14 protein-coding genes are annotated in these 21,871 nt (G+C 63.7%); 8 read left to right on the forward strand and 6 right to left on the reverse strand.

The window, feature by feature from the left end; genetic code table 11:
* Positions 1–20 precede the first annotated feature (20 nt).
* Together AB1286_RS04870 and AB1286_RS04875 are read right to left on the reverse strand one after the other, a co-directional pair.
* Positions 21–782 carry an ABC transporter permease gene (locus AB1286_RS04870; RefSeq protein ID WP_430362203.1) on the reverse strand — a complete coding sequence of 254 codons (762 nt, stop codon included), beginning with the start codon at positions 780–782 and terminating at the stop codon, positions 21–23.
* Entirely contained in the window at positions 779–1,708 is a 930-nt protein-coding gene (locus AB1286_RS04875) for an ATP-binding cassette domain-containing protein (protein WP_430362204.1), read from the reverse strand. The genes AB1286_RS04870 and AB1286_RS04875 overlap by 4 nt, the downstream gene beginning before the upstream one ends.
* 531 nt (positions 1,709–2,239) lie before the next feature.
* On the opposite strand from AB1286_RS04875, the gene AB1286_RS04880 reads away from it, so the two are divergent.
* The 6 genes from AB1286_RS04880 to AB1286_RS04905 all read left to right on the forward strand — a co-directional run bounded on the left by AB1286_RS04880 (position 2,240) and on the right by AB1286_RS04905 (position 12,205).
* The gene (locus AB1286_RS04880) at positions 2,240–3,073 is read left to right on the forward strand and encodes an IclR family transcriptional regulator (RefSeq protein ID WP_430364987.1); all 834 of its coding nucleotides are present in this window, start codon (positions 2,240–2,242) and stop codon (positions 3,071–3,073) included.
* Positions 3,074–3,339: 266 nt separating this feature from the next.
* Positions 3,340–4,674, forward strand: a complete 1,335-nt coding sequence (locus AB1286_RS04885) for an MdtA/MuxA family multidrug efflux RND transporter periplasmic adaptor subunit (RefSeq protein ID WP_430362205.1) — start codon at positions 3,340–3,342, stop codon at positions 4,672–4,674.
* Between the two features lie 18 nt (positions 4,675–4,692).
* Positions 4,693–7,827: an MdtB/MuxB family multidrug efflux RND transporter permease subunit gene (locus AB1286_RS04890; RefSeq protein WP_430362206.1), complete on the forward strand. Its 3,135-nt coding sequence runs from the start codon at positions 4,693–4,695 to the stop codon at positions 7,825–7,827.
* A 69-nt stretch (positions 7,828–7,896) separates the two neighbouring features.
* Positions 7,897–11,187 carry an efflux RND transporter permease subunit gene (locus AB1286_RS04895; protein WP_430362207.1) on the forward strand — a complete coding sequence of 1,097 codons (3,291 nt, stop codon included), beginning with the start codon at positions 7,897–7,899 and terminating at the stop codon, positions 11,185–11,187.
* A gap of 108 nt (positions 11,188–11,295) precedes the next feature.
* Positions 11,296–11,682, forward strand: coding sequence for a hypothetical protein (locus AB1286_RS04900; RefSeq protein WP_430362208.1), 387 nt, complete (start codon positions 11,296–11,298; stop codon positions 11,680–11,682).
* 4 nt (positions 11,683–11,686) lie between these two features.
* Positions 11,687–12,205, forward strand: coding sequence for a hypothetical protein (locus tag AB1286_RS04905; protein WP_430362209.1), 519 nt, complete (start codon positions 11,687–11,689; stop codon positions 12,203–12,205).
* Positions 12,206–12,220: 15 nt separating this feature from the next.
* Here AB1286_RS04905 and AB1286_RS04910 read toward each other — a convergent pair whose 3' ends face one another.
* The 3 genes from AB1286_RS04910 to AB1286_RS04920 form a co-directional block, all read right to left on the reverse strand.
* Positions 12,221–14,407, reverse strand: coding sequence for a hypothetical protein (locus tag AB1286_RS04910; protein WP_430362210.1), 2,187 nt, complete (start codon positions 14,405–14,407; stop codon positions 12,221–12,223).
* Between the two features lie 219 nt (positions 14,408–14,626).
* Positions 14,627–15,190, reverse strand: a complete 564-nt coding sequence (locus AB1286_RS04915; protein WP_430362211.1) for a peroxiredoxin — start codon at positions 15,188–15,190, stop codon at positions 14,627–14,629.
* A gap of 172 nt (positions 15,191–15,362) precedes the next feature.
* Positions 15,363–16,676, reverse strand: a complete 1,314-nt coding sequence (locus AB1286_RS04920; RefSeq protein ID WP_430362212.1) for an EAL and HDOD domain-containing protein — start codon at positions 16,674–16,676, stop codon at positions 15,363–15,365.
* A 367-nt stretch (positions 16,677–17,043) separates the two neighbouring features.
* On the opposite strand from AB1286_RS04920, the gene AB1286_RS04925 reads away from it, so the two are divergent.
* Positions 17,044–18,870 carry a putative bifunctional diguanylate cyclase/phosphodiesterase gene (locus AB1286_RS04925; protein ID WP_430362213.1) on the forward strand — a complete coding sequence of 609 codons (1,827 nt, stop codon included), beginning with the start codon at positions 17,044–17,046 and terminating at the stop codon, positions 18,868–18,870.
* A gap of 53 nt (positions 18,871–18,923) precedes the next feature.
* On the forward strand, positions 18,924–20,378 hold the full coding sequence (locus AB1286_RS04930) for an HDOD domain-containing protein (RefSeq protein ID WP_430362214.1): 1,455 nt from the start codon (positions 18,924–18,926) through the stop codon (positions 20,376–20,378).
* Positions 20,379–20,447: 69 nt separating this feature from the next.
* Here AB1286_RS04930 and AB1286_RS04935 read toward each other — a convergent pair whose 3' ends face one another.
* Positions 20,448–21,788 carry an EAL and HDOD domain-containing protein gene (locus AB1286_RS04935; RefSeq protein ID WP_430362215.1) on the reverse strand — a complete coding sequence of 447 codons (1,341 nt, stop codon included), beginning with the start codon at positions 21,786–21,788 and terminating at the stop codon, positions 20,448–20,450.
* Positions 21,789–21,871: the final 83 nt, after the last annotated feature.

A 21,871-nucleotide genomic window follows, 5' to 3' on the forward strand; every position in this document is an offset into this window, starting at 1 on the left:
AGCGAATGACAAAGCCGTCGTTAAGTTTTGAGCCGATACCCCGTTTTGAAAATCCATGCCACGATACCGGTGAAAATCGCCAGAAAAACGGCGGTCATGGCAAGACTGACCCCGACATGCACGTCGGCGATGCCGTAAAAGCTCCACCTAAAACCGCTGATCAGATAGACGACGGGGTTGGCGAGCGCAATCGTGCGCCAAACGGGCGGCAAAATTCCGATCGAATAGAAACTACCCCCGAGGAACGTCAGCGGCGTCACGATAAGCAGCGGCACGACCTGGAGCTTTTCGAAGCCGTCGGCCCAGATTCCGATCACGAATCCGAATAGGCTGAACGTCACGGAGGTCAGCACGAGGAACACGATCATCCAGAACGGGTGGTCGATGCGCAGCGGCACGAAAAACGCCGCGGTGATCATGATGATGAGCCCGAGCATGATGGATTTGGTCGCGGCTGCCCCGACGTAGCTCAGCACCATTTCGAAGTACGAGACCGGCGCCGTCAGCAGTTCATATATCGTGCCCGTAAATTTCGGAAAATAAATGGCGAACGAAGCGTTACTGATACTTTGCGTGAGCAGCGAGAGCATGACGAGCCCCGGCACGATGAACGCGCCGTAGCTGATACCGTCGATCTCGCGAATGCGCGAACCGATCGCCGCGCCGAACACGACGAAATAAAGCGAAGTAGAAATAACGGGCGATATGACGCTTTGCATCAGCGTGCGCCAGGTGCGCGCCATTTCGAAGCGATATATTGCGCGCATTGCGTGGAAGTTCATGAACGCTCCTTGACGAGATCGACGAAGATGTCTTCGAGCGAACTTTGCGTCGTTTGCAAATCTTTGAAGAGAACGCGCGCGTCGTCCAAATCCTTGAGCAGCTTGACGATACCGGCACGCTCCGATTGGGTGTCGTCGTACGTATAGGTCAGCGCACCGCCGTCGGCCGACAGCTCCAGCGCGTAGTCGGCCAGTTGCGGCGGCACCTGCGCGATCGGCGTCGCGAGTTGCAGCGTCAGTTGCTTCTTGCCGAGCTTGCGCAACAGCTGCGTCTTTTCCTCGACGAGCACGATTTCGCCGCGATTGATGATGCCGATGCGATCGGCCATCTCCTCGGCCTCGTCGATGTAGTGCGTCGTCAGGATGATCGTCACCCCGGTTTCCTTGAGCGAACGCATCAATTGCCACATGTCGCGCCGCAATTCCACATCGACCCCAGCGGTGGGCTCGTCCAGGAACAGCACTTGCGGCTCGTGCGCGAGGGCCTTCGCAATCAGGACGCGCCGTTTCATCCCGCCCGACAGCGTCATGATCGGGTTGTTGCGTTTGTCCCACAGCGAGAGCGCGCGCAGCACCTTCTCCAGATGAGCTGCGTCCGCCGATTTGCCGAAGAGGCCGCGGCTGAACGCCACCGTCGCCCACACGGTCTCGAACGCGTTCGTTGTGAGTTCCTGCGGGACGAGACCGATCATCGCGCGCGCCCGGCGATAGTCCTTGAGGATGTCGTGCCCGTCGACGAGGACGGTGCCTTCGCTCGGATTGACGAGCCCGCATACGGTGCCGATGAGCGTCGTCTTACCGGCCCCGTTAGGCCCGAGCAGCGCGAAGATCTCGCCGCGGTGGATCTCCAGATTCACACGCTTGAGCGCTTGGAAGCCCGAAGCGTAAGTCTTCGATAGGTTTGAAATAGATAGGATCGTTTGCATTCGTGTGCCGTCCGTGGGACCGAATCCGGCGCTGCGCGCCGGGTTCGGATCGACGCTGACGATAGCAGAACGGCGCAAGCCCTGCCGGCGAGCACAACGAAACGCATTGCGCCGGCCGCTGTCGAACGACAGCGACCCCACTGGATGCGGCGCGGCCGGTCGAATGCACGAAAAAAAAGGCGCCACGTGACCGTGGCGCCTTAAAGAAGTTCTAGCCATTCCGAGGGCCGTGCTAGAACCTGAGAGACGGTATTTCGAAACTGAGATCTCTGCGTGAACCGTAAGTTCGCTCGATCCGCACCAGCTAAGATGCGTCGCTTCGAAATGAGATTCCATTCTTTCCTTTTCGGCTGACGAAGTCAAGATAATTTTTTCCGAAAAGTTAACAGGTACCCCGGAATCGGTATCGATTTCAGTCTATGAAATAAGTAAAAATTACTTGCTTCACGGCGGTGAGATGCTCGCGTAGACTGAACGAAACGTCAGACGTGAAACCCAATTTCAAAAAACTGTCACAGGCCAATAGTGGCGATCTCACCTTCCAGCACCGACACCCGCCCGCGCGCAGCCAAGCCCAATGAAGGCGCCGGCGACGAAATCATCGCGCTCTCGCGCGGTTTGACGCTGTTGCGTCGCGTCGCCTCGGCCGACGCCCCCATCAGCAATCGGGAACTGGCCGAACTCACCGGCATTCCGAAGCCCACGGTCTCGCGTATCACCGCTACGCTCGTCGGGGCGGGTTTTCTCTTTCAGTTGCAAGACAGCGAGCGATTCGTGCTGACGGCGTCCGTGCTCGAATTGAGCAATGGCTTTTTGCGTAATTTCGACATCCGCGCTCGCGCGCGGCCGCTCTTGATCGATCTCGCCGAGCGCACGTCGCTGTCCGTGCATCTCATGGCGCGCGACCGGCTCGATATGGTCGTCATCGAAACCGTTCGTCCACGCTCCGCCGTGCTCGTGTCGCGGCTCGAGGTCGGCTCGCGCGTGGACTTGGCGCGTACGGCCGTCGGCCGCGCCTATTTGGCAGCACTCTCGGAAACCGAGCGGCGCGAAGTGGTGGCCGGGCTGCAAGCCGCCTCGGGCGACGATTGGCCGCATATCCACGCGCGCCTGGCCACCTCGCTGGAGGAAACCCGGACGCTCGGTTTCTCGATTTCGACGGGCGAATGGTATTCGGAGCTCAACGCAATTGCGGCGGGCTTCGTCGGGCCTTCGGGCGTGCGCTACGCCGTCAATTGCGGCGGCGCCGCGCATTTGTGTCCGCGCGAATGGCTGATCGATCATGCCGCGCCGGTGCTGACCGAATGCATCGAGCGCATCGTTCAGGAAATCGGCGGCGGCCCGCACCAGCGGCTCGGAGACTGAGCCGGGGCCGTCGCTCGCGGCGCGGTACGCGCGCCCGCACGTCAATGGCGAGTGTAACGCTCGTAAAAAACCGAAAAATGCGCCACTAGACTCCTCAAGGCGGCGAGACGTAGCATCTTGCATCGACGCGCTTGCGCAACTGCCGGCCGCGACTACTCGCACGATGCGGGCCGCTCGCCGCACCGCGCCCCTCGCGCCGTGCCGGCATGCACGCTGCGCCTCCCCACCCCACGCCGTATTGGCATTGCCGCTAGAAAAATACTCCGATGGCCGAACAAGAGAACCGCCCCTTAGCGCACGAGAACGGCGCACGTCAGCCTCTAGAGACGAACCCGTCTGTCCGTCGTCGCGCAACGCGGCGCCGTATTGCGATCGTCGTCATCGTCTTGCTCGTGCTGATCGCGCTCGTCTGGTGGCGGCCTTGGACTCACCCGAGCGGCGGCGGCGCGGGACCGGCGGCACGAGGCCGCGCCTCCCCCGCAGGGATGGCAAACATGCCCCAACCGGTCCACGTGGCGGCGGCCGCCGCCGGCGATATGCCGAACGTATTGACCGCACTCGGCACGGTCACGCCGCTCGCGACGGTGACGGTCAAGACGCAGCTCTCGGGCACGCTCCAGAGCGTCGCCTTCAAGGAAGGGCAACTCGTGAAGGCAGGCGAGCTGCTTGCCCAGATCGACCCGCGCCCCTATCAAATTTCGCTCGAAAACGCCGAGGGTGCGCTCGCAAAGGACACCGCGCTGCTGCAAACGGCACGCCTCGATTTGAAGCGCTATCGTACGCTGCTCGCGCAGGACTCCATCGCGTCCCAACAAGTGGATACGCAGGCATCGCTCGTGAAACAGTACGAGGGGCAAGTGCAATCGGACCACGCGAGCATCGACACCTACAAGCTCGATCTCACCTACGCGCGCATTACGGCGCCCGTCTCGGGTCGGGTCGGTCTACGTCAAGTCGATCCGGGCAATTACGTGACGCCGTCCGATGCGAACGGCATCGTCGTCATCACGCAGTTGCAGCCGATCAGCGTCATCTTCACGACTTCCGAAGACAATCTGCCCGCCATCCTCAAGCAAATGCACGCGGGCGCGAAGCTTTCGACGACCGCCTACGACCGCAACAATACGATGCCGCTCGAAACCGGCTATCTCGACACGATCGACAACCAGATCGATACCTCGACGGGCACCGTCAAGTTGCGCGCGCTCTTTCCGAACGCCTCGCAAATGCTGTTTCCGAATCAGTTCGTGAACGCGCGTCTATTGATCGATACCATCCGTCAAGCGGTAATCGTACCGAGTTCGGCCGTGCTCAACGGCTCGAACGGGCCGTTCGCCTACGTCGTTAAAGCCGACAACACCGTGACCGTTCGGCCGGTGAAGGTCGGCCCCGTCGACGGCGAGCGCACGAGTATCGCCTCGGGGCTTGCCATCGGCGAGCGCGTGGTCACCGACGGCTCCGACCGCCTGCGCGAAGGCGCGAAGATCACGGTTGCGCCCGATGCGGCCACCGTGCTGCGCGCCGCCTCGGGTGCGACGTCGGCCTCGGGCGCGCACGCGCATCGCCGCAAAAGCGCGTCCGGCGCGGCAAGCGCGCAGTAACGGCTCGCACACACTCGTATGAATCCGTCTCGCGCCTTTATCCTGCGCCCTGTCGGCACGGCTTTGCTGATGGCGGCGATCATGCTCGTCGGTCTCGTCGCGCTGCGCTTTCTGCCGATCTCCGCGCTGCCCGAAGTCGACTATCCGACGATTCAAGTCCAAACGTTCTACCCCGGCGCGAGCCCCGAGGTCATGACCTCGGCGGTCACCGCGCCGCTCGAGCGGCAGTTCGGCCAAATGCCCTCGCTCAATCAGATGTCGTCGCAAAGCTCGGCGGGCGCCTCCGTCATCACGCTACAGTTCAGTCTCGATCTGCCGCTGGACATCGCCGAGCAAGAGGTGCAGGCGGCCATCAACGCGGCGGGCAACCTGCTGCCCGCCGACCTGCCCGCGCCGCCGATCTACGCCAAGGTCAATCCGGCCGACGCGCCGATCCTCACGCTTGCGATCACCTCGAAAACAACCCCGCTCACCGATATCGAGGACCTTGCCGATACGCGGCTCGCCGAAAAGATTTCGCAGGTGGCCGGCGTGGGCCTCGTCAGCATCAGCGGCGGCCAGCGGCCGGCGGTGCGTATCCAGGCCAACCCGCTCGCGCTCGCGTCGTACGGCCTGAACCTCGACGATTTGCGCTCGAGCATCGCGAATCTGAACGTCAATACGCCGAAGGGCAACTTCGACGGACCGACGCGCAACTTCACGATCAACGCGAACGATCAGCTCACCGACGCGGCAGCCTATAACGACGCGATCGTCGCGTACAAGAACGGCCGCCCCGTCATGCTCACCGACGTCGCCAAGATCGTCGACGGCGCGCAAAACACGAAGCTCGGCGCATGGGTCGGTATGGACGGCAAGGTCACGCCCGCGATCTTGCTCAACATCCAACGTCAACCGGGCGCGAACGTCATCCAAGTCGTGGACAGCGTCAAGGCGCTGTTGCCGCAGCTACAAGCCTCGCTGCCCGCCGCCGTCAACGTGGCCGTCGTCACCGACCGCACGACGACGATCCGCGCGTCCGTGCGCGACGTCCAATTCGAGCTCGCAATGTCGGTCGTGCTCGTCGTGCTCGTGATGTACCTGTTTCTCGCCAACGTCTACGCGACGATCATCCCGAGCTTGTCGGTGCCGCTCTCGCTGATCGGCACGCTCGCCGTGATGTATCTATGCGGCTTCTCGCTCGACAATCTTTCGTTGATGGCGCTCACGATCGCAACGGGCTTCGTCGTCGACGACGCGATCGTCATGATCGAAAACATCGCCCGCTACGTCGAGCAAGGCGACACGGCGCTCGAGGCCGCGCTCAAGGGTTCGCGGCAAATCGGGTTCACGATCATTTCGCTGACGGTCTCGCTGATCGCCGTGCTGATTCCACTGCTGTTCATGGGCGACGTGGTGGGCCGGCTCTTTCACGAATTCGCGATCACGTTGGCGGTGACGATCGTCATTTCGGCCGTCGTCTCGCTGACGCTCGTGCCGATGATGTGCGCGAAATTGCTCAAGCACACGCCGCCGCTCGAAAGCCATCGTTTCGAAGCCAAGGCGCACGCCGCCATCGACGCCATCATCGCCCGCTATGCCGTCGCGCTGCGTTGGGTGCTCGCGCGCGAGCGCGCGACGCTCGTCGTGGCCGTCTTGACGCTGGTACTGACGGCCTTGCTTTACGTGCTGATACCGAAGGGCTTTTTCCCGGTACAAGATACGGGCGTGATTCAGGCCATCACGCAAGCGCCGCAATCGATCTCCTACGCGGCGATGGCCGAGCGCCAGCAAGCGTTGGCCGATGCGATCCTCAAGGATCCGAACGTCGAAAGTCTGACCTCGTTCATCGGCGTGGACGGCACGAACATCACGCTCAACAGCGGCCGCATGCTGATCAACTTGAAGCCGCATAGCGACCGCTCCGAAAGCGCGACCGACATCATCAGGGACATCGAGCGCGAAACCGCGAACGTCGCCGGCGTCACGTTGTACTTGCAGCCCGTTCAGGATCTGACGATCAACTCGACCGTCAGCGCGACGCAGTATCAGTTCATGCTGACCGACCCCAATCCCGACGAGTTCGCCAATTGGGTGCCCAAGCTCGTCGAACGCCTCAAACAAGCGCCGGAGCTCGCCGATGTCGCCACCGATCTGCAACAAAGCGGTCGATCGGTCTACGTCCAAATCGATCGGGCGACGGCCGCCCGCTTCGGCATCACCCCGGCAACGGTCGACAATGCGCTGTACGACGCGTTCGGTCAGCGCATCATTTCGACGATTTTCACGCAGTCGAACCAGTATCGCGTGATTCTCGAAACCGACCCGCGGATGCAGCATTACACCGATGCGCTCAAATCGATCTACCTGCCGTCCTCGCAGGGCACGGGCCAGCAAGTGCCGTTGAGCGCGATCGCGACCTTCACGGAACGCCCCGCCCCGCTGTTGGTGTCGCACTTGGGCCAGTTTCCGGCTACGACCGTCTCGTTCAATCTCGCGCCGGGCGCCTCGCTCGGCGCGGCGGTGAAGGCGATCGAGCAGGCACAGCACGACGTCGAGTTGCCCGCCTCGTTCCAAACGCGCTTCCAAGGCGCGGCGCTGGCGTTCCAAGCGTCCCTCTCCAACGAGCTCTTCTTGATTCTCGCCGCCATCGTGACGATGTATATCGTGCTCGGCGTGCTGTACGAAAGCTTCATCCATCCGATCACGATTCTGTCGACGCTGCCTTCGGCCGGCGTGGGCGCCCTGCTCGCGCTGATCGTGTCGGGGCACGACCTCGACATCATCGGCATCATCGGGATCGTGCTGCTGATCGGCATCGTCAAAAAGAACGCGATCATGATGATCGACTTCGCGCTGGAAGCCGAACGCGAGCAAGGCAAGAGCGCGCACGAGGCGATCTATCAAGCATGCCTGCTGCGCTTCCGGCCGATCCTCATGACGACGATGGCGGCGCTGCTCGGTGCACTGCCGCTCATGCTCGGCACGGGCGTGGGCTCGGAGCTGCGTCATCCGCTCGGTATCGCGATCGCCGGCGGCCTCGTGGTCAGTCAGTTGCTCACGCTGTTCACGACGCCTGTCATCTACCTCGGCTTCGATTCGCTTGCGCGCCGCGTGCGCACGCGCTTCGGTGCGAACGAGCGTCAAACCGGCGCCGGCGACGCGGGAGCTTGACATGACTGGCCGATACGCTTTCGCCCGTCCGCCGCGCCTTTCGTTCGCCGGTGATGAGGGGCCGGCGCGATGAACCTCTCGCGCCCTTTCATCTCGCGCCCGGTCGCCACGACGCTGCTTGCGATCGGCATTGCGCTGGCCGGCGTATTCGCGTTCGCAAGGCTACCCGTCGCGCCGCTGCCGCAGGTCGACTTTCCGACGATCGCGGTGCAGGCCCAGTTGCCCGGCGCGAGCCCGGAAACCGTCGCGACGAGCGTTGCGAGCCCGCTCGAGCGCCATCTCGGGCAAATCGCCGACGTGACCGAGATGACGTCGATGAGCGGCGTCGGCCAAACGCGGATCACGCTCCAATTCGGCTTGAATCGCGATATCGACGGCGCCGCGCGCGACGTCCAAGCCGCGATCAACGCAGCGCGCGCCGATTTGCCGACGAGCCTGCGCAGCAATCCGACGTACCACAAGATGAATCCGGCCGATGCGCCGATCCTGGTGCTTTCGCTGACCTCGAAGACAATACCGGCCGGGCAGCTCTACGACGCTGCGTCCACCGTCTTGCAGCAAGCGCTCTCGCAAGTGCAAGGCATCGGCGAAGTGGACGTGAGCGGCTCGGCCAATCCGGCCGTGCGCGTCGAGCTCGAGCCGCAAGCGTTGTTCCATTACGGCATCGGGCTCGAGGACGTGCGCGCGGCGCTGGCCGCCGCCAATGCGAATAGTCCGAAGGGTTCGATCGATTTCGGCGAAAACCGCGTTCAGATCTATACCAACGACCAAGCGAGAGCCGCCGCGCAGTACAAGGATCTCGTCATCGCCTATCGCAACGGCGCCGCGATCAAATTGTCGGACGTCGCCAGCGTCGAGGATTCGGTGGAAGACCTGCGCAACCTCGGCCTCATGAACGGCCAGCGCTCGGTGCTCGTCATCCTCTACCGGCAGCCGGGCGCCAACATCGTCTCGACGATCGACCGCGTGCTGGCCATGTTGCCGCAACTGCGCGCATCGGTGCCGGCCGCGATCGACATCACGCCCGTGGCCGATCGCTCGACAACGATACGCGCCTCGCTGAAGGACACGGAGCGCACGCTGATCGTCGCGGTGCTGCTCGTCGTCACCGTCGTGTTTCTGTTTTTGCGCAACTGGCGCGCGACCTTGATTCCGAGCGTGGCGGTGCCGATTTCGATCATCGGCACGTTCGCCGCGATGTACCTGCTGAACTACTCGATCGATAACCTCTCGTTGATGGCGTTGATCGTGGCAACCGGGTTCGTCGTCGACGACGCGATCGTCGTGCTCGAGAACATCTCGCGTCATATCGAGGAAGGGACGCCGCGCATGCGCGCCGCCTATCTCGGCGCCCGCGAAGTAGGCTTCACCGTCACATCGATCAGTATCTCGCTCGTCGCCGTCTTCCTGCCGATCTTGCTGATGGGCGGCATTATCGGGCGCCTGTTTCGCGAGTTCGCCGTGACGCTGTCGCTCGCGATCGCCGTATCCCTCGCCGTTTCGCTGACCGTCACGCCGATGATGTGTTCGCGTTTGCTGGCCGACGGCGCGCACCGGCCCAAGGACGGCCCGCTTGCGCAGCGTCTCGAACGCGCATTCGCCCGCCTGCAAAGCGGCTATGCGCGCTCGCTCGGCTGGGCGCTCAGGCACCCCGCGCTCGTACTCGCGATTCTCATTGCCACGGTGGTGCTCAACGGCTTCCTGTACGTCGTCGTTCCGAAGGGCTTTTTCCCGCAGCAAGATACTGGGCGTCTCGTCGGCGGCATCCAAGCCGATCAGTCCACCTCGTTCCAAGCGATGAAGGTCAAGTTCGGCGAGATGATGTCGATCGTGCAGCACAACCCGAACGTCGAGAACGTCATCGGATTCACCGGCGGGCGGCAGACGAATTCGGGCTTCATGTTCGTCACGCTGAAGCCGAAAACGGTGCGCCGCGCATCGGCCGATCAAGTCATCGCTCAGCTACGCAAACCGCTCGCGCAGGTGGCCGGCGCGCAGACGTTCTTGCAGGCCGTGCAGGACATCCGCGCGGGCGGACGCCAATCGAACGCGCAATATCAATACACGCTGCTCGGCGATTCGAGCGCCGAGGTCTACAAGTGGGCACCGCGCCTCACCGAGGCGCTCAAGCACCGGCCCGAGCTCGCCGATGTCAACTCCGACCAGCAGCAAGGCGGGCTGGAAGCCTACGTGACGGTCAATCGGCAAAGCGCCGCGCGACTGAAAATCACCCCCTCGCAGATCGATAACACGCTTTACGACGCGTTCGGCCAACGGCAAGTCTCGACGATCTACAATCCGCTGAACCAATACCACGTCGTCATGGAGGTCGCGCCGCGTTATTGGCAAGACCCCTCGATGCTCGATCAAATCTTTATCAGCACGGCAGGCGGCAGCGCGAGCGGATCGCAGTCGACCAATGCGGTCGCCGGCACGTTCACCGCCGCGGCGAGAAGCGCCACGAGCGGGACGAGCGCGAACGCCAGCGCCGCCACGATCGCGGCCGATACGGCGCGCAACTTGGCCACCAATTCGATCGCGGCTAGCGGCAAGACGAGCGCATCGACGGGGTCGGCCGTCTCCACGTCGAAGGAAACGATGATTCCGCTATCGGCCGTCGCTTCGTTCGGCCCCGGCAGCACGCCGATCGCGGTCAATCACCAAGGCCCGTTCGTTGCCTCGACGATTTCGTTCAATCTGCCCGTCGGCAAATCGCTGTCGGACGCCACGCGGGCCATCAACGAGACGGCTGCGGCGATCGGCATGCCGGCGACCGTGCACGGCAGTTTCTCGGGCACGGCGCAGGCATTCCAAAAGTCGACGAGCGACATGCCGATCCTGATTCTCGCGGCGCTTGCGGCCGTCTACATCGTGCTCGGCATGCTCTACGAGAGTTACATCCATCCGGTGACGATTCTCTCCACGCTGCCCTCGGCCGGCGTGGGCGCCCTGCTCGCGCTGCTGCTGTTTCACTCGGAGTTCAGCATCATCGCGCTCATCGGCGTCATCTTGCTCATCGGCATCGTGAAAAAGAACGCGATCATGATGGTCGACTTCGCGATCGAGGCATCGCGCCAAGGGATGTCCTCGTTCGATGCCATTCATCGCGCGTGTCTGCTGCGCTTTCGTCCGATCATGATGACGACGTGTGCCGCACTGCTCGGCGCGTTACCGCTCGCGTTCGGACGCGGCGAAGGCGCCGAGTTGCGCTCGCCGCTCGGGATCTCCATCGTCGGCGGGTTGCTCGTCAGCCAGGTGCTGACGCTTTATACGACGCCCGTCGTCTACCTCTACATGGACCGTCTGAGGGTATGGCGCGAGCGGCGCCGACGCGACGGCACGCCTCAAGTAAGCAGTTGAAACAATTGTGAACGGACTCGTTATGGCACTCGCGCAAGCGATGGCCTAGCCTTGTAGGTGATGCGCCCAAGTCTTCACGGGCGCTTCGAACCGAACAAGGAGTCCATCGTGCGGCGTTTGAACGCTTCGCTCGCTCTCGCGGCCGCGGCCTGTCTAGGCATGAGCGGTGCCGCGCAGGCGGCGCATTGGCGCGTCGGGGTTTATTGGGGCATGCCAGGCCCGTATTACTACCCCTACCCGGCCCCCGTGGTGCCGGCGCCTTATTACTACGCGCCTTATCCGGCTTATGCGCCTCCCGTCATGGTCGCGCCCGACGTCCCCGACACCACGTACATCGAACGTCCGCAACCGGGGGCGGACGGCCAATCGCAAGACGGACCGCCGCAAGGCAGCTGGTGGTATTGCGACAAGACCAAGACCTACTACCCGTACGTCAAACAATGTGCGAGCGGCTGGCGAGAAGTGCCGGCCACCCCGCCAGCACCCGAGCGGTGATGCGATGAACGAATCCCTTATCGGACACGCCAAGCGGCGTGCGAAATGGCTCCCGCTCGCGGCCCTCGCGGGCCTTGGCGCCTGCACGGTCATGCCGACCGGGCCGAGCATCATGGCGCTGCCCGGGACCGGCAAAAGCTTCGACCAATTTAGAGCCGACGATTACAACTGCCGCCAGTACGCGCTCGGTCAAGTCGGCGGCGTCAGCGCCAATCAAGCGGCGACGGCGGCCGGCGTCGGCAGCGCGGCGCTCGGCACGGCCGTGGGCGCGGCGGCGGGCGCGGCGCTCGGCGGCGGACGCGGCGCGGCCGTCGGGGCCGGCGCGGGCCTGTTGACCGGCAGCGCGATCGGCATGGGCACCGCCCAAGGCTCGGCGTACGACATTCAGCGACGCTACGACTATGCCTACGTCCAATGCATGTACGCGGCGGGCGAACGGGTCCCGATGCCCGCGGGCTACGATAACGGCTACGACACGCGACGCTACTACACGCCACCGCCCCCGCCGCCCCCCGGTTATTGAGGCGCGAATTCGGCGCTAACCGCCGGCCCCGAGCGAAACGTCGAGCGTTCCGTCGGGCCGCATCCGCACCCGTCCGTGTGCGACGTCGCGCCGATAGTCATAGAGGTCGAACCGCATGCTCTTGCGGCTACCGCCGTGAATCAGCGTACGCGCATTGACGGCAAGCGAATCGAACATCTTGACGTCGCCGCCTTCGATCCAAACGTAGCTGCCCTGCGCATGGCCCGGCGGATGCGCAACGGCCGCATCGGGGTCACGCGCGAACTTCAGCACGAGGCCTTCGTCGGTCACCTTTGCCCTCTCCAAGCGACCCGCAAGCATGGGCGGCGGGAACACCGTGTACTGATCGAAGACGAGCCGATCGCCCGTCAATTTCGCGCCCTTGCGTTCGAGCGGCGTCAGTGACGCAAGCGGAATCTTCAGCGCATGCAGCAAGCCGCCCTGCGGCACGCCGAGCACCGCCACGCGGCTCGGCGTATAGGCGAGGTGCCGTTCGTCGAGCACGTCGATCGCGCCCGTCATCGACAAAGGCAACCACACGCCGGGCACATGATTCCAAAGCTTGATGCCGCCTGTCACCCGGAGCGCGCCGTCGTGCGCGCTCATCGACACGGCATTGAGCGAGCGCGGCGAGTAATCGAGCAAATAGTCGTTGAAGAGCGCGGCCATCGCGGGCCACGGTTCGACCACCTCGCCGCCGACGATTCTGATCTCGTACTGATTCGGATCGTCGAGATCGACCGGCTCGCCCGCCTGTTTGGGCACCATCTGCACATCGAGCGAGCGGACATGAAAACCGATATTCCCCGTCACGAAGAAGTCGACGTCGGACAAATGCGCGCAGGTCGGCGCGCGCGGCGATGCGCGCTCGTTCGCCGCTTGTGCCGCGCTCGCCGGGTGCCACGAAGCATGCACTTTCACCGGTGCATTGCTTGACACCGGCGCCGCACTCGTTGCGTCCGCAACGATTTCGCCGGCACCGCCATTCGCCGCCGGTGCCGCGCGCCAGATCGCCCTCGCCTTCGCGAGCGCCTGCTGCTGGGTGACGAAGAAGGAATCGTTGTAACGCGCCGAGGCAAGGCCGGGCGATACCGCCGCCGGCATGGCGGCGGACGGAACGAACACGTCGAGCGCGCCGCTCGGCTGAAAGGTCATGTACCCCGCGGACAGTTGATCGCGGTAGCGATATAGATCGAATACGAAGGGACCCCGCGCATCGAGCGGATGCAGCGCAAGGTCGAGATTCATCGGCATCGAGCGCATGAATTTCACATCACCGCCGACGAGCAACATGCCGCGCTCGGGCATCCGCGCGGGCCAGTCGATCGATTTGACCGTCCCGTCGTCGAGCGAAAGCGTCACGCCGTCAGGCGCCACATCGACGCCGACGATCGTCATCGACAGCACGGGCGGCGGCATGAGGCGAGCCGCGCGCAAGACGATGTCGTTGCCTCCCAGCCGCGCGATCGGCGTGTCGATCGTAAGCAAATCGGCCATACGCACATGCGCTGCATGCATGAGCCGATCGGCGTCGACGCCCGCGACGCTGACATGCGTGGCATGAAAGACGAGCGTGCCCGGCGCACCGAGCGTCAGTTGTCCGGCGAGCGCAAACGGCACCCAAGCGCCGCGCCACATGCGCCCCGTCACGCGTAACTCGCCCATACCGGGGCTCACGCGCACATCGCGCAGCGGCGCGCCTGCGTAATCGAATAAGTACTCGCCGAACACGGCGGTCAAGCGGTCGGCATCGAGCGTGACTTCGCCGCGATGAACGTCGATCGCGACGCTCGTCGGATCGTCGAAGACGATGGGCTCGCCGCGACGCGTCGGGGTCATCGTGGCCGCCATCGAGCCAATAACGAAGCCCAAGTCGCCCGTCACGCGAAAATCGACGCCGCGCGCGAACAGCATCGTCGCGCCGATCCCGGAATCGCGCAGCGTCGCCTCGCGCATGCGTGCGAGGGACATGCCGCTTGCCGCCGGCACGCGCAGCCGCTCCTTTTCCTCTTGCTCGAGTTGCCGCGCCTTCAGCGCTTCGATGCGCGGCGGCGGCCCCTGCTCGGCAAGCGCCGTGTCGCCGCAACCGGCGAGCGAGGCAAGCGAGGCGAGCGCCGAGGCCAACGCGGCAATGCCGGCCGCGCGCAGGCAGATACCGATGCGCGCTCGCCCGCGCGCCGATCGCCCCTGTCGTTCGAACATGCCGTCCCCTCCCAGGCAGTCGAACCACGCACCGAATCGCGTGCCGGCGCGGTGGCGAACTGCTCGTTTTCGACGCTTCGATTGTCGTGCTTTATCTGCGCTGCACCGTATCGAAATCGTAGAGGCTCGTCACCAAACGCGGCCGCCGCGAAAAGGCGCTTGCGGGCGCCGCGCCACGCCGAACGTCAAACGCGGGAGAGAAGCAATCCGGCCGCGCGACTATTGCCGCGGATGCTGCTTAGCCCACTCCTGGACGGCGCTCATCGTGTTTTTTACGTGGTTCTCGGGCGATAAGCTCGTGTATTCGTAAATGATCGTGCCATCCGGCGCGATGACGTACGAGACGCGATTGGCCATCGTCTTCACGAGCGGCATGGCGGCGTCATAAGAATCGATGATGTGCCGCTCGGGGTCGGCCGCCACCGGGAATTTGCTGCGGCACTCGCTCACGGAAAACTTCTTGAGGGTCGCAATATCGTCATGCGAGACGCCGATCACCGTTGCACCGTAGCGCTTGTATTCGTCGACGGCATCGGCGAACTCGTGCGCCTCGATCGTGCATCCTTTCGTGAATGCGGCCGGATAGAAATAAAGGACGACCGGGCCTTTCTTCAACGCGTCGGCGAGCGAATACGAATAAGCGTTGCCGCCGAGCGATGCTTGCGTCGTGAATGCGGGTGCCTTGTCGCCCACCTTGAGAACGGCCGACGCATCGAACGAACAAACGGAAAGGACCGCGCCAAGTGCTGCCGCGCACAGGGCGCGGTTCATGCTTCGCTTCATCACGATTCCTCGGTTCAGGGTTGGCGCGCGCAGCCCGCCCCTTACGAAATGCAAGGGCACGGCATGGACCCGTTGGAGGGATTCTCGCGACGCACGCCGTGCTATTGAACCATGACCGCGCATTTGGCGCTGACAACTGCCCGGCAAGCATGCGCGGTCGGCCCGCCCCGGGTCACGCCGCTTCCTGGTGCGCCTGCGCCCACCCTGCGGCTTCGAGATTGATCTCGGCGAAGGCCGACGACGTCAGCGCACCCAATTCCGGATGAATCCGCGCGAGCTCGCGAGCCACGCGTTCGTGAGCGCCTGTCTCGGCCGCCTCCGCGATCGAGAGCAGCGCACCGAGCAATCCGGCGCGATGCACGATCGCATCGCTGATCTCGGCGACGAGCCCGATTTGCACAAGCGAAGCGCTCGGCGCGGCATCGCCGAGCAATACGTGCACGAGCGAAAACACGCCCGTCATGAACGCGCTATCGCCGAAACGTTCGCTATCGGGCCGCACGTGCGCCGCCGCCAATTCCATGAAGCGCGAACGGGCACCCACAAGTTGGGTCAACGGATCGCAGCGCCACGGCAATTCGCCGTTCGATGCGTAAAGGAGCAATTGCGCCCAGCGCGCGATTTGCCGCGTCCCGGCCGCGAGAATCGCCTCGCGCACCGAGGCAATGCGCCGCCCTAGCCCGTAAGCGCTCGAATTGACGAGCCGCAAGAGCTGCATGACGACGTCGGGGCTGCGCTTGAGCTCCTGCTCGAGCTCGCTGAGCGGCGCCTCCGACGCGATCAGCGCGAGCATACGCAGCAACGATTGCCGCGACGGATCGCCACGTCGTGCCGAAAGAACTTGGGGGCGTGCGAAAAAATACCCTTGAAAAAGATCGAAGCCGAGCGCCTGTGCGAGCGCGTAATCGTCCTGCGTCTCGACCTTTTCGGCGATCAGCGTTTTGCCTTGCCCTTTTACGGTCTCCGCCAGGGCCGGCAACCGCTCGCGATCGATCGAGAGAAAATCGACTTTGACGATGTCCACATGCGGCAATAAGGCGACCAGGGCGTCCGACAAATCGGTGATATCGTCGAGCGCCACCTTGAAACCGGCACGGCGCAAATTGTCGATGCGCTCGATCAGCGGCGAGTCGACGCAGACGGTTTCCAGCACTTCCAGAACGAAGCGTTCGGGCGGCAGCACCATGACCGAGTCGTCGAACAACATCTCCCGGCACATGTTCACATAGCCGCGATGCGGCCCGAGCGTCGCGGATACGCCCATGCTGCACATCGTGTTGACGACGACGCGTGCGGTCGCTCGAGCATCGTTGCAGATACGAGCGCGATTCACCTCGCTCTCGCGAAACAACAGCTCATAGGCCTCGAGGCCCCCGCCCCGCGCAACGATCGGCTGACGCCCGAGGTACAGACACTCGATTTCGCATTGGGCGCGTGCATCGCAAACGGGCGGCGCATCCGTGCGTACGATCGATATTTCGGCCATAACTGATCCAGCTTGGTGTAGAACAAACGAGCGCGCAACGACCGGACAGCGCCGTCGCGGCGGCTCGCAAGCAGGGCCCGGACGGATGTCCGGCGAGTGCGCGCCCCATCGCGCCGCCCGGTGCCTAGGATGGGGCCGGATCCTACCGGTTCCCTGCAAGGCGTGGCTCCATTGTCCACAAAATATGTCGCGAAAGCATGTCGGGGCCAATCCCGAGTCGCATTTCGACCAAATTGGCCGCATTGTCCCTAAAGAATTCTTACGCGCCGCCGATAATGAGTCCTGATAGGAGGTATGGCGAGGACAGGCGCGCGCAGCGCTTTCCGACGCCCTCGGTCCGATCGACATCAGTCGCCAGCGAGAACGAATGGAAGCAAAATTGACCGGCGCATCGCGCCGCAGCGCATGGCGCGCGGCTCTTGACCTGTTGCGTGGCCGCGCAGGTAGAGCGCGCACGCACGCCTTCGATTCCGGTGGCGAGCACGACGCACTGACGTTGCAACTCGAAAAAACCCTGGGCGCGGTCGATTTCCTGGCGCACGTCGACAAGCATTTACGCTTTCTTTACGTCTCCGACGCCAGCCTCCGCTTCATCGGATACCGGCGCGAGTACCTGCAAACGGTCACGCTGCACGAACTCGTGCCGAGCGGCGAGATTCAAGCGCTCGATGCGCTGATGGCCCGAGCCGCCGAAAGCGGCCGCGTCGAGCGCACGACCTTGCACTTGATGAAATCGTTGACATACCCGATCGCGGTCGAATTGCGGGTGGTCGCCAGTTCCCACGCGGGCACGGCGGGCTTTGCGATCAGCGCATTCGACGTTTCGGCGTGGCGCGCCAACGAGGAACGGCTCACTTACGAGCTGCACAGCGATCGCATGACCGGCCTCGCGAACGCGCTGGCGCTCGCAGCCGCGGTGAAACGCGCGCAGGAGCAAGCCGATGCGAACGGCACGGGCACCGCTTTGCTGCTCGTCGATCTCGACGATTACCAGCGCGTGAACCGGGCGCTCGGCTACGACGCCGGCGACACGCTGCTGCGCGAGACGGCCCGGCGGCTCGAGGCGCTCGTGACCGCGGACGAAACGCTCGCACGCGTGACGAGCGACGAATTCGCCGTCCTGGTGCGCGCAAATACGCGCGAATTGGCCGCCCAGCAGGCCGAGGCGCTAGGCCGGCGCCTCATGACCGCGGTCCAGCAGCCCTATGCGGTGGACGGCCAGCCGGTTCACCTCTCGGCCAGCGTAGGCGTGGCGCTCTATCCGGATCCCGCACACGACAGCGACGCCTCCGGCTATTACGACCAGTTGCTGCGCCGGGCCGACCAAGCGCTCTCGCAAGCCAAGGCATCGGGCAGCAATACGCTCGCGTTTCACACGGCGCATGCCGATCCGGCCGACGCCGAGCGCCTCAAACTGGAAGCCGACTTATACGACGGCGTGCGCAACGGCGAGTTTTCGCTCCATTTCCAACCGATCACGAGCAGCCAGAGCCGCGGCGTCGTCGGCGTGGAGGCGCTGATCCGCTGGCATCACCCGGTGCACGGGTTCGTCCCGCCGTCCACGTTCATTCCGCTGGCCGAATCGATCGGCCTCATCAATTACCTCGGCAACTGGGTCCTAAAAATCGCCTGCATGCAATTGATGCAGTGGGACGCCCAAGGCATCATTTTGCAGTATGTGGCCGTGAACGTGTCCCCGCAGCAGTTCCGCGACCCGCGTTTCACGCAAAACGTGCGCGACGCGCTGGCCTTGACGGGCGTCGATCCGAGCCGGCTCGTGTTCGAAATCACCGAATCTCTGTTGATGCAGGATCCGGCCCATGCAAAGGTTCTGCTCGAGGATTTGACGACGATCGGGATTCGCTTTGCCGTCGACGATTTCGGGACCGGCTATTCGTCGCTGGCATATCTGCAACGTTTTCCGCTCGCGAAGCTTAAGATCGACCGCAGTTTCGTCGAGAACCTGCTAACCTCTCGCAACGATCAAGCGATTGTGTCCGCGGTGGTCGGCCTTGCGCAAACGCTTGAACTGGAACTCGTCGCCGAGGGGGTCGAGACGGAAGCGCAGCGCGAGCTGCTGACCTCGATGGGCTGCGATCATATTCAGGGTTGGCTGGTTTGCAAGGCTTTGCCGTCCGACGAGTTGGCGAAACGCTTCGAGGACCGAGTGCTCCATTTGCACGAGGCGGCGTGAGCCCCGGCGCGGCACATATAGACAGATATCCGTATGGTTCGAACGAGATTCACATGGTAAAGGCGGCGCTGCTCGATAAGCTGTGGGCGCGTATGAGCGAACGCGGCGACTTCCCGATGCTGTCGCAATCGTTACGCACGACGATGGCCGCCATGAAGAACGACGACCTCGATTTCACGGGGCTCGTGCAAGTCGTGCTGTCGGATTTCGCCCTCACGCAAAAAGTACTGCGGCTCGCGAATTCGGCCATGTACATGGCATTCGGCGGCAACATCACGACCGTCACGCGCGCGCTCATGGTGCTCGGCATGGACGCCGTCGGCCACCTCGTCGTCGGGCTCAAGCTCGTCGATCACTTTCATCACAGCGCGCCGCATCGCATCGACGCGAAGCTGGAGCTCAATCGCACCATGCTCTCGGGCTGCGTGGCTCGCAAACTCACCGAGCAAGGCGACCTGCGGGCGGGCGAGGAAGCCGTCGTATGCACGCTGATGCGGCAGGTCGGCAAGCTGCTCGTCGTGTTCTACCTCGAGAACGAATGGGAGCAGATTCGGCAAAAAGCGGCTAGCTCGGAACTGGACGAGACGCAAGCATGCGCCGCGGTGCTCGGCGTGAGTTTCGAGGAACTCGGGCAAGAAGCGGCCATACGGTGGCGTTTGCCCGATACGATCCGCGCGGGCATGGGCACCTACGAGCCCGATGCCAAGGAGCCGCCGCAGGTGCATTGGCTGCGCGCGGTCACGAATTATTCGACCGAGGTGGCGGGCGTATTGAGCGCGGCCGACATGCCCGAGCATACCCGCGAAGCACAGATCGCCGAATTGGCGCGGCGCTACGGCCGCGCGCTCGGTAGCGAGCCCGAAGAGTTGACGCAGATGACCGTTTCGCTCGCGCGCGAGGAAGCCGGTGAAGGCTTCATGCGCGAAATCGACGAGCTGCGCGCGAACGCGGACGCCATCGCACGAGCAAGCGTCAACGCGGAAGCTCGGATCGCGGCGGGTCTCGAGGATTTGCGCGCGCTCCCCTCGGAAAACGCGCTCGCGCCCGTGCTGGCGCTCGCGTCCGAAACGGTATTGGCGGGCTTGAGCTTTACGCGCACCGTCGTTTTCGTGCGCCAGAGCTCCGGCTTTTACAAGGCGCGCCTCGGCTTCGGCCGCGACGTCGAACGCGCCCTGCCCGCGCTGTTTTTCAAGGAAGCCTTCGAACCGGACGTCTTTCACCTCGCGATCGCCAACTCGGTCGGCATCTTTATCGAAAACGCGCGCGATCCGAAGATGATGGCGCGCTTGCCGATGTGGTATCGCAATGCGTTCGACGATGCGCGGTCATTCGTTCTGCTGCCGGTCACCGCGCATCAATCGACCGTCGCACTGCTCTACGGCGATTGGTCGCTGTCGCAGGAAACCCGCAAGGTCTCGCAGACGCAAATGAGCGCACTCAACGAGTTGGCGCGCGAGTTGGGACGTTTCTTCGCCCACGCGCCCGCACGCGAACTCGAAACGCTCTGAGCATCCCATCGTTGCCGCGCCACGCGGCAACGATGGCGGATCCCCACGGGGCGTGCTGCCCCGCCCGCCTCACTCCTCGATTCGCTCGAGTCCCTCGTTTTCCTTGCTTTGATCGGCCGTGCTGGCCCATGCGGCCGCGGTGATCGCGATTTGGGCCAATTCGCACGACGTGAGCGGCGCAAGCGCGGCGCTTGCGCGATCGAGCGCTTCCCAATCGCCGTGCTCGAGCGCTTCGATGGCGCCGAGCAGCGTGCCGAGCTGTCCTTCGCGGTGCAAAATCGCCGCCCGGATGTGACTCGCAAGCGTCAGCGCTTCGAGCGTGTTTTCGAGCGTGTCGCCGAACACCGCATCGACGAGCGAAAACACCCCCGTCAGAAATGCGCCGTCGACCACCTTGCGGTTCGCATGCGCCACGCGCGCCGATGCGAGTTCCATGAAGCGGGCCCGCGTAGCCGCGAGCTGAACGAGCGGGTCTTGCTCGAGCGGAACCTTTCGGCCGTCCGCGTAAAGCAACAATTGAGTCCAGCGCGCGATCCGATTCGTGCCCGTCGCGTTGATCGCGTCGCGCAACGTCGCGACCTTACGGCCGATGCTCGCCTCGCCCGAGTTGGCAAGTCGCATCAAATGCATGACGAGAACCGGGTTCAGCTTCAGTTCGCCTTCGAGCTGCGCGACGCTCGGATCCGACGACAGCAGGCGCAGCAAATTCAGCAACGCTTGGCGCGGCGCATTTACGCGGCGCCCGCTCTGTTTGCAACCGCGCGCGAAGAAATAGCCTTGAAACAAGTCGAAGTGCAGCGCCTTGGCCTGTTCGAACGCCTCGTGCGTTTCGATATTGAGTGCGATCAAGAGCTTACCGGCCGACTTCAATGCCTTCGTCAGCCGCGCCAACAATTCGTGATCGAATTGCGCCGGATCGATCTTGATCGCGTACGCGTAAGGGAGCAGCTTCGCAAACGTTTCATCGGGTTTGCGCAAGTCGTCGATCACGAACCGGTAGCGCCGCGCGTGCAGCGTCACAAGGCGCGCGATCAACTCCGAGTCGACGCCGAGGTCGGGCGATATTTCGAGGTAGAAACGATCGGGCGCAAGCCGCGCGATCGCGTCGGAGAACAGCAACGGACGACTGAGGTTCAGATAGCCTTGCTGCCCCGAAAGCGCCGTGCGGACATCGCTCGCGCCGAGCGCGTCGAGCAAATGCGCGGCGGCCGCATCTATCGCTTTTCGGACATCGGATTCGTCGCCTGCCTCGACCGGCAACTCGCGCAAGTGCAATTCGAAGCCGCGCAGCAGACCTTCGGCATCGAGAATCGGCGCCCTTGCGGGATATCGCACGTGGCCGGCGCGGGCCGAATCCGATTTGACTTCGGCACCCACCGGGCGCTGCGCCGAGTCGGTCATCGTCCCCATCGCCCCTCTCCTTTCTTTTTCTTACGATTTAGCGGCGCGACGCTGGTCTGGACGTCTTGTTCTCCGCGCAGGTTGGGGGCGAT

Source organism: Trinickia sp. NRRL B-1857 (genome assembly GCF_050470685.1).
Lineage (GTDB): Bacteria > Pseudomonadota > Gammaproteobacteria > Burkholderiales > Burkholderiaceae > Trinickia.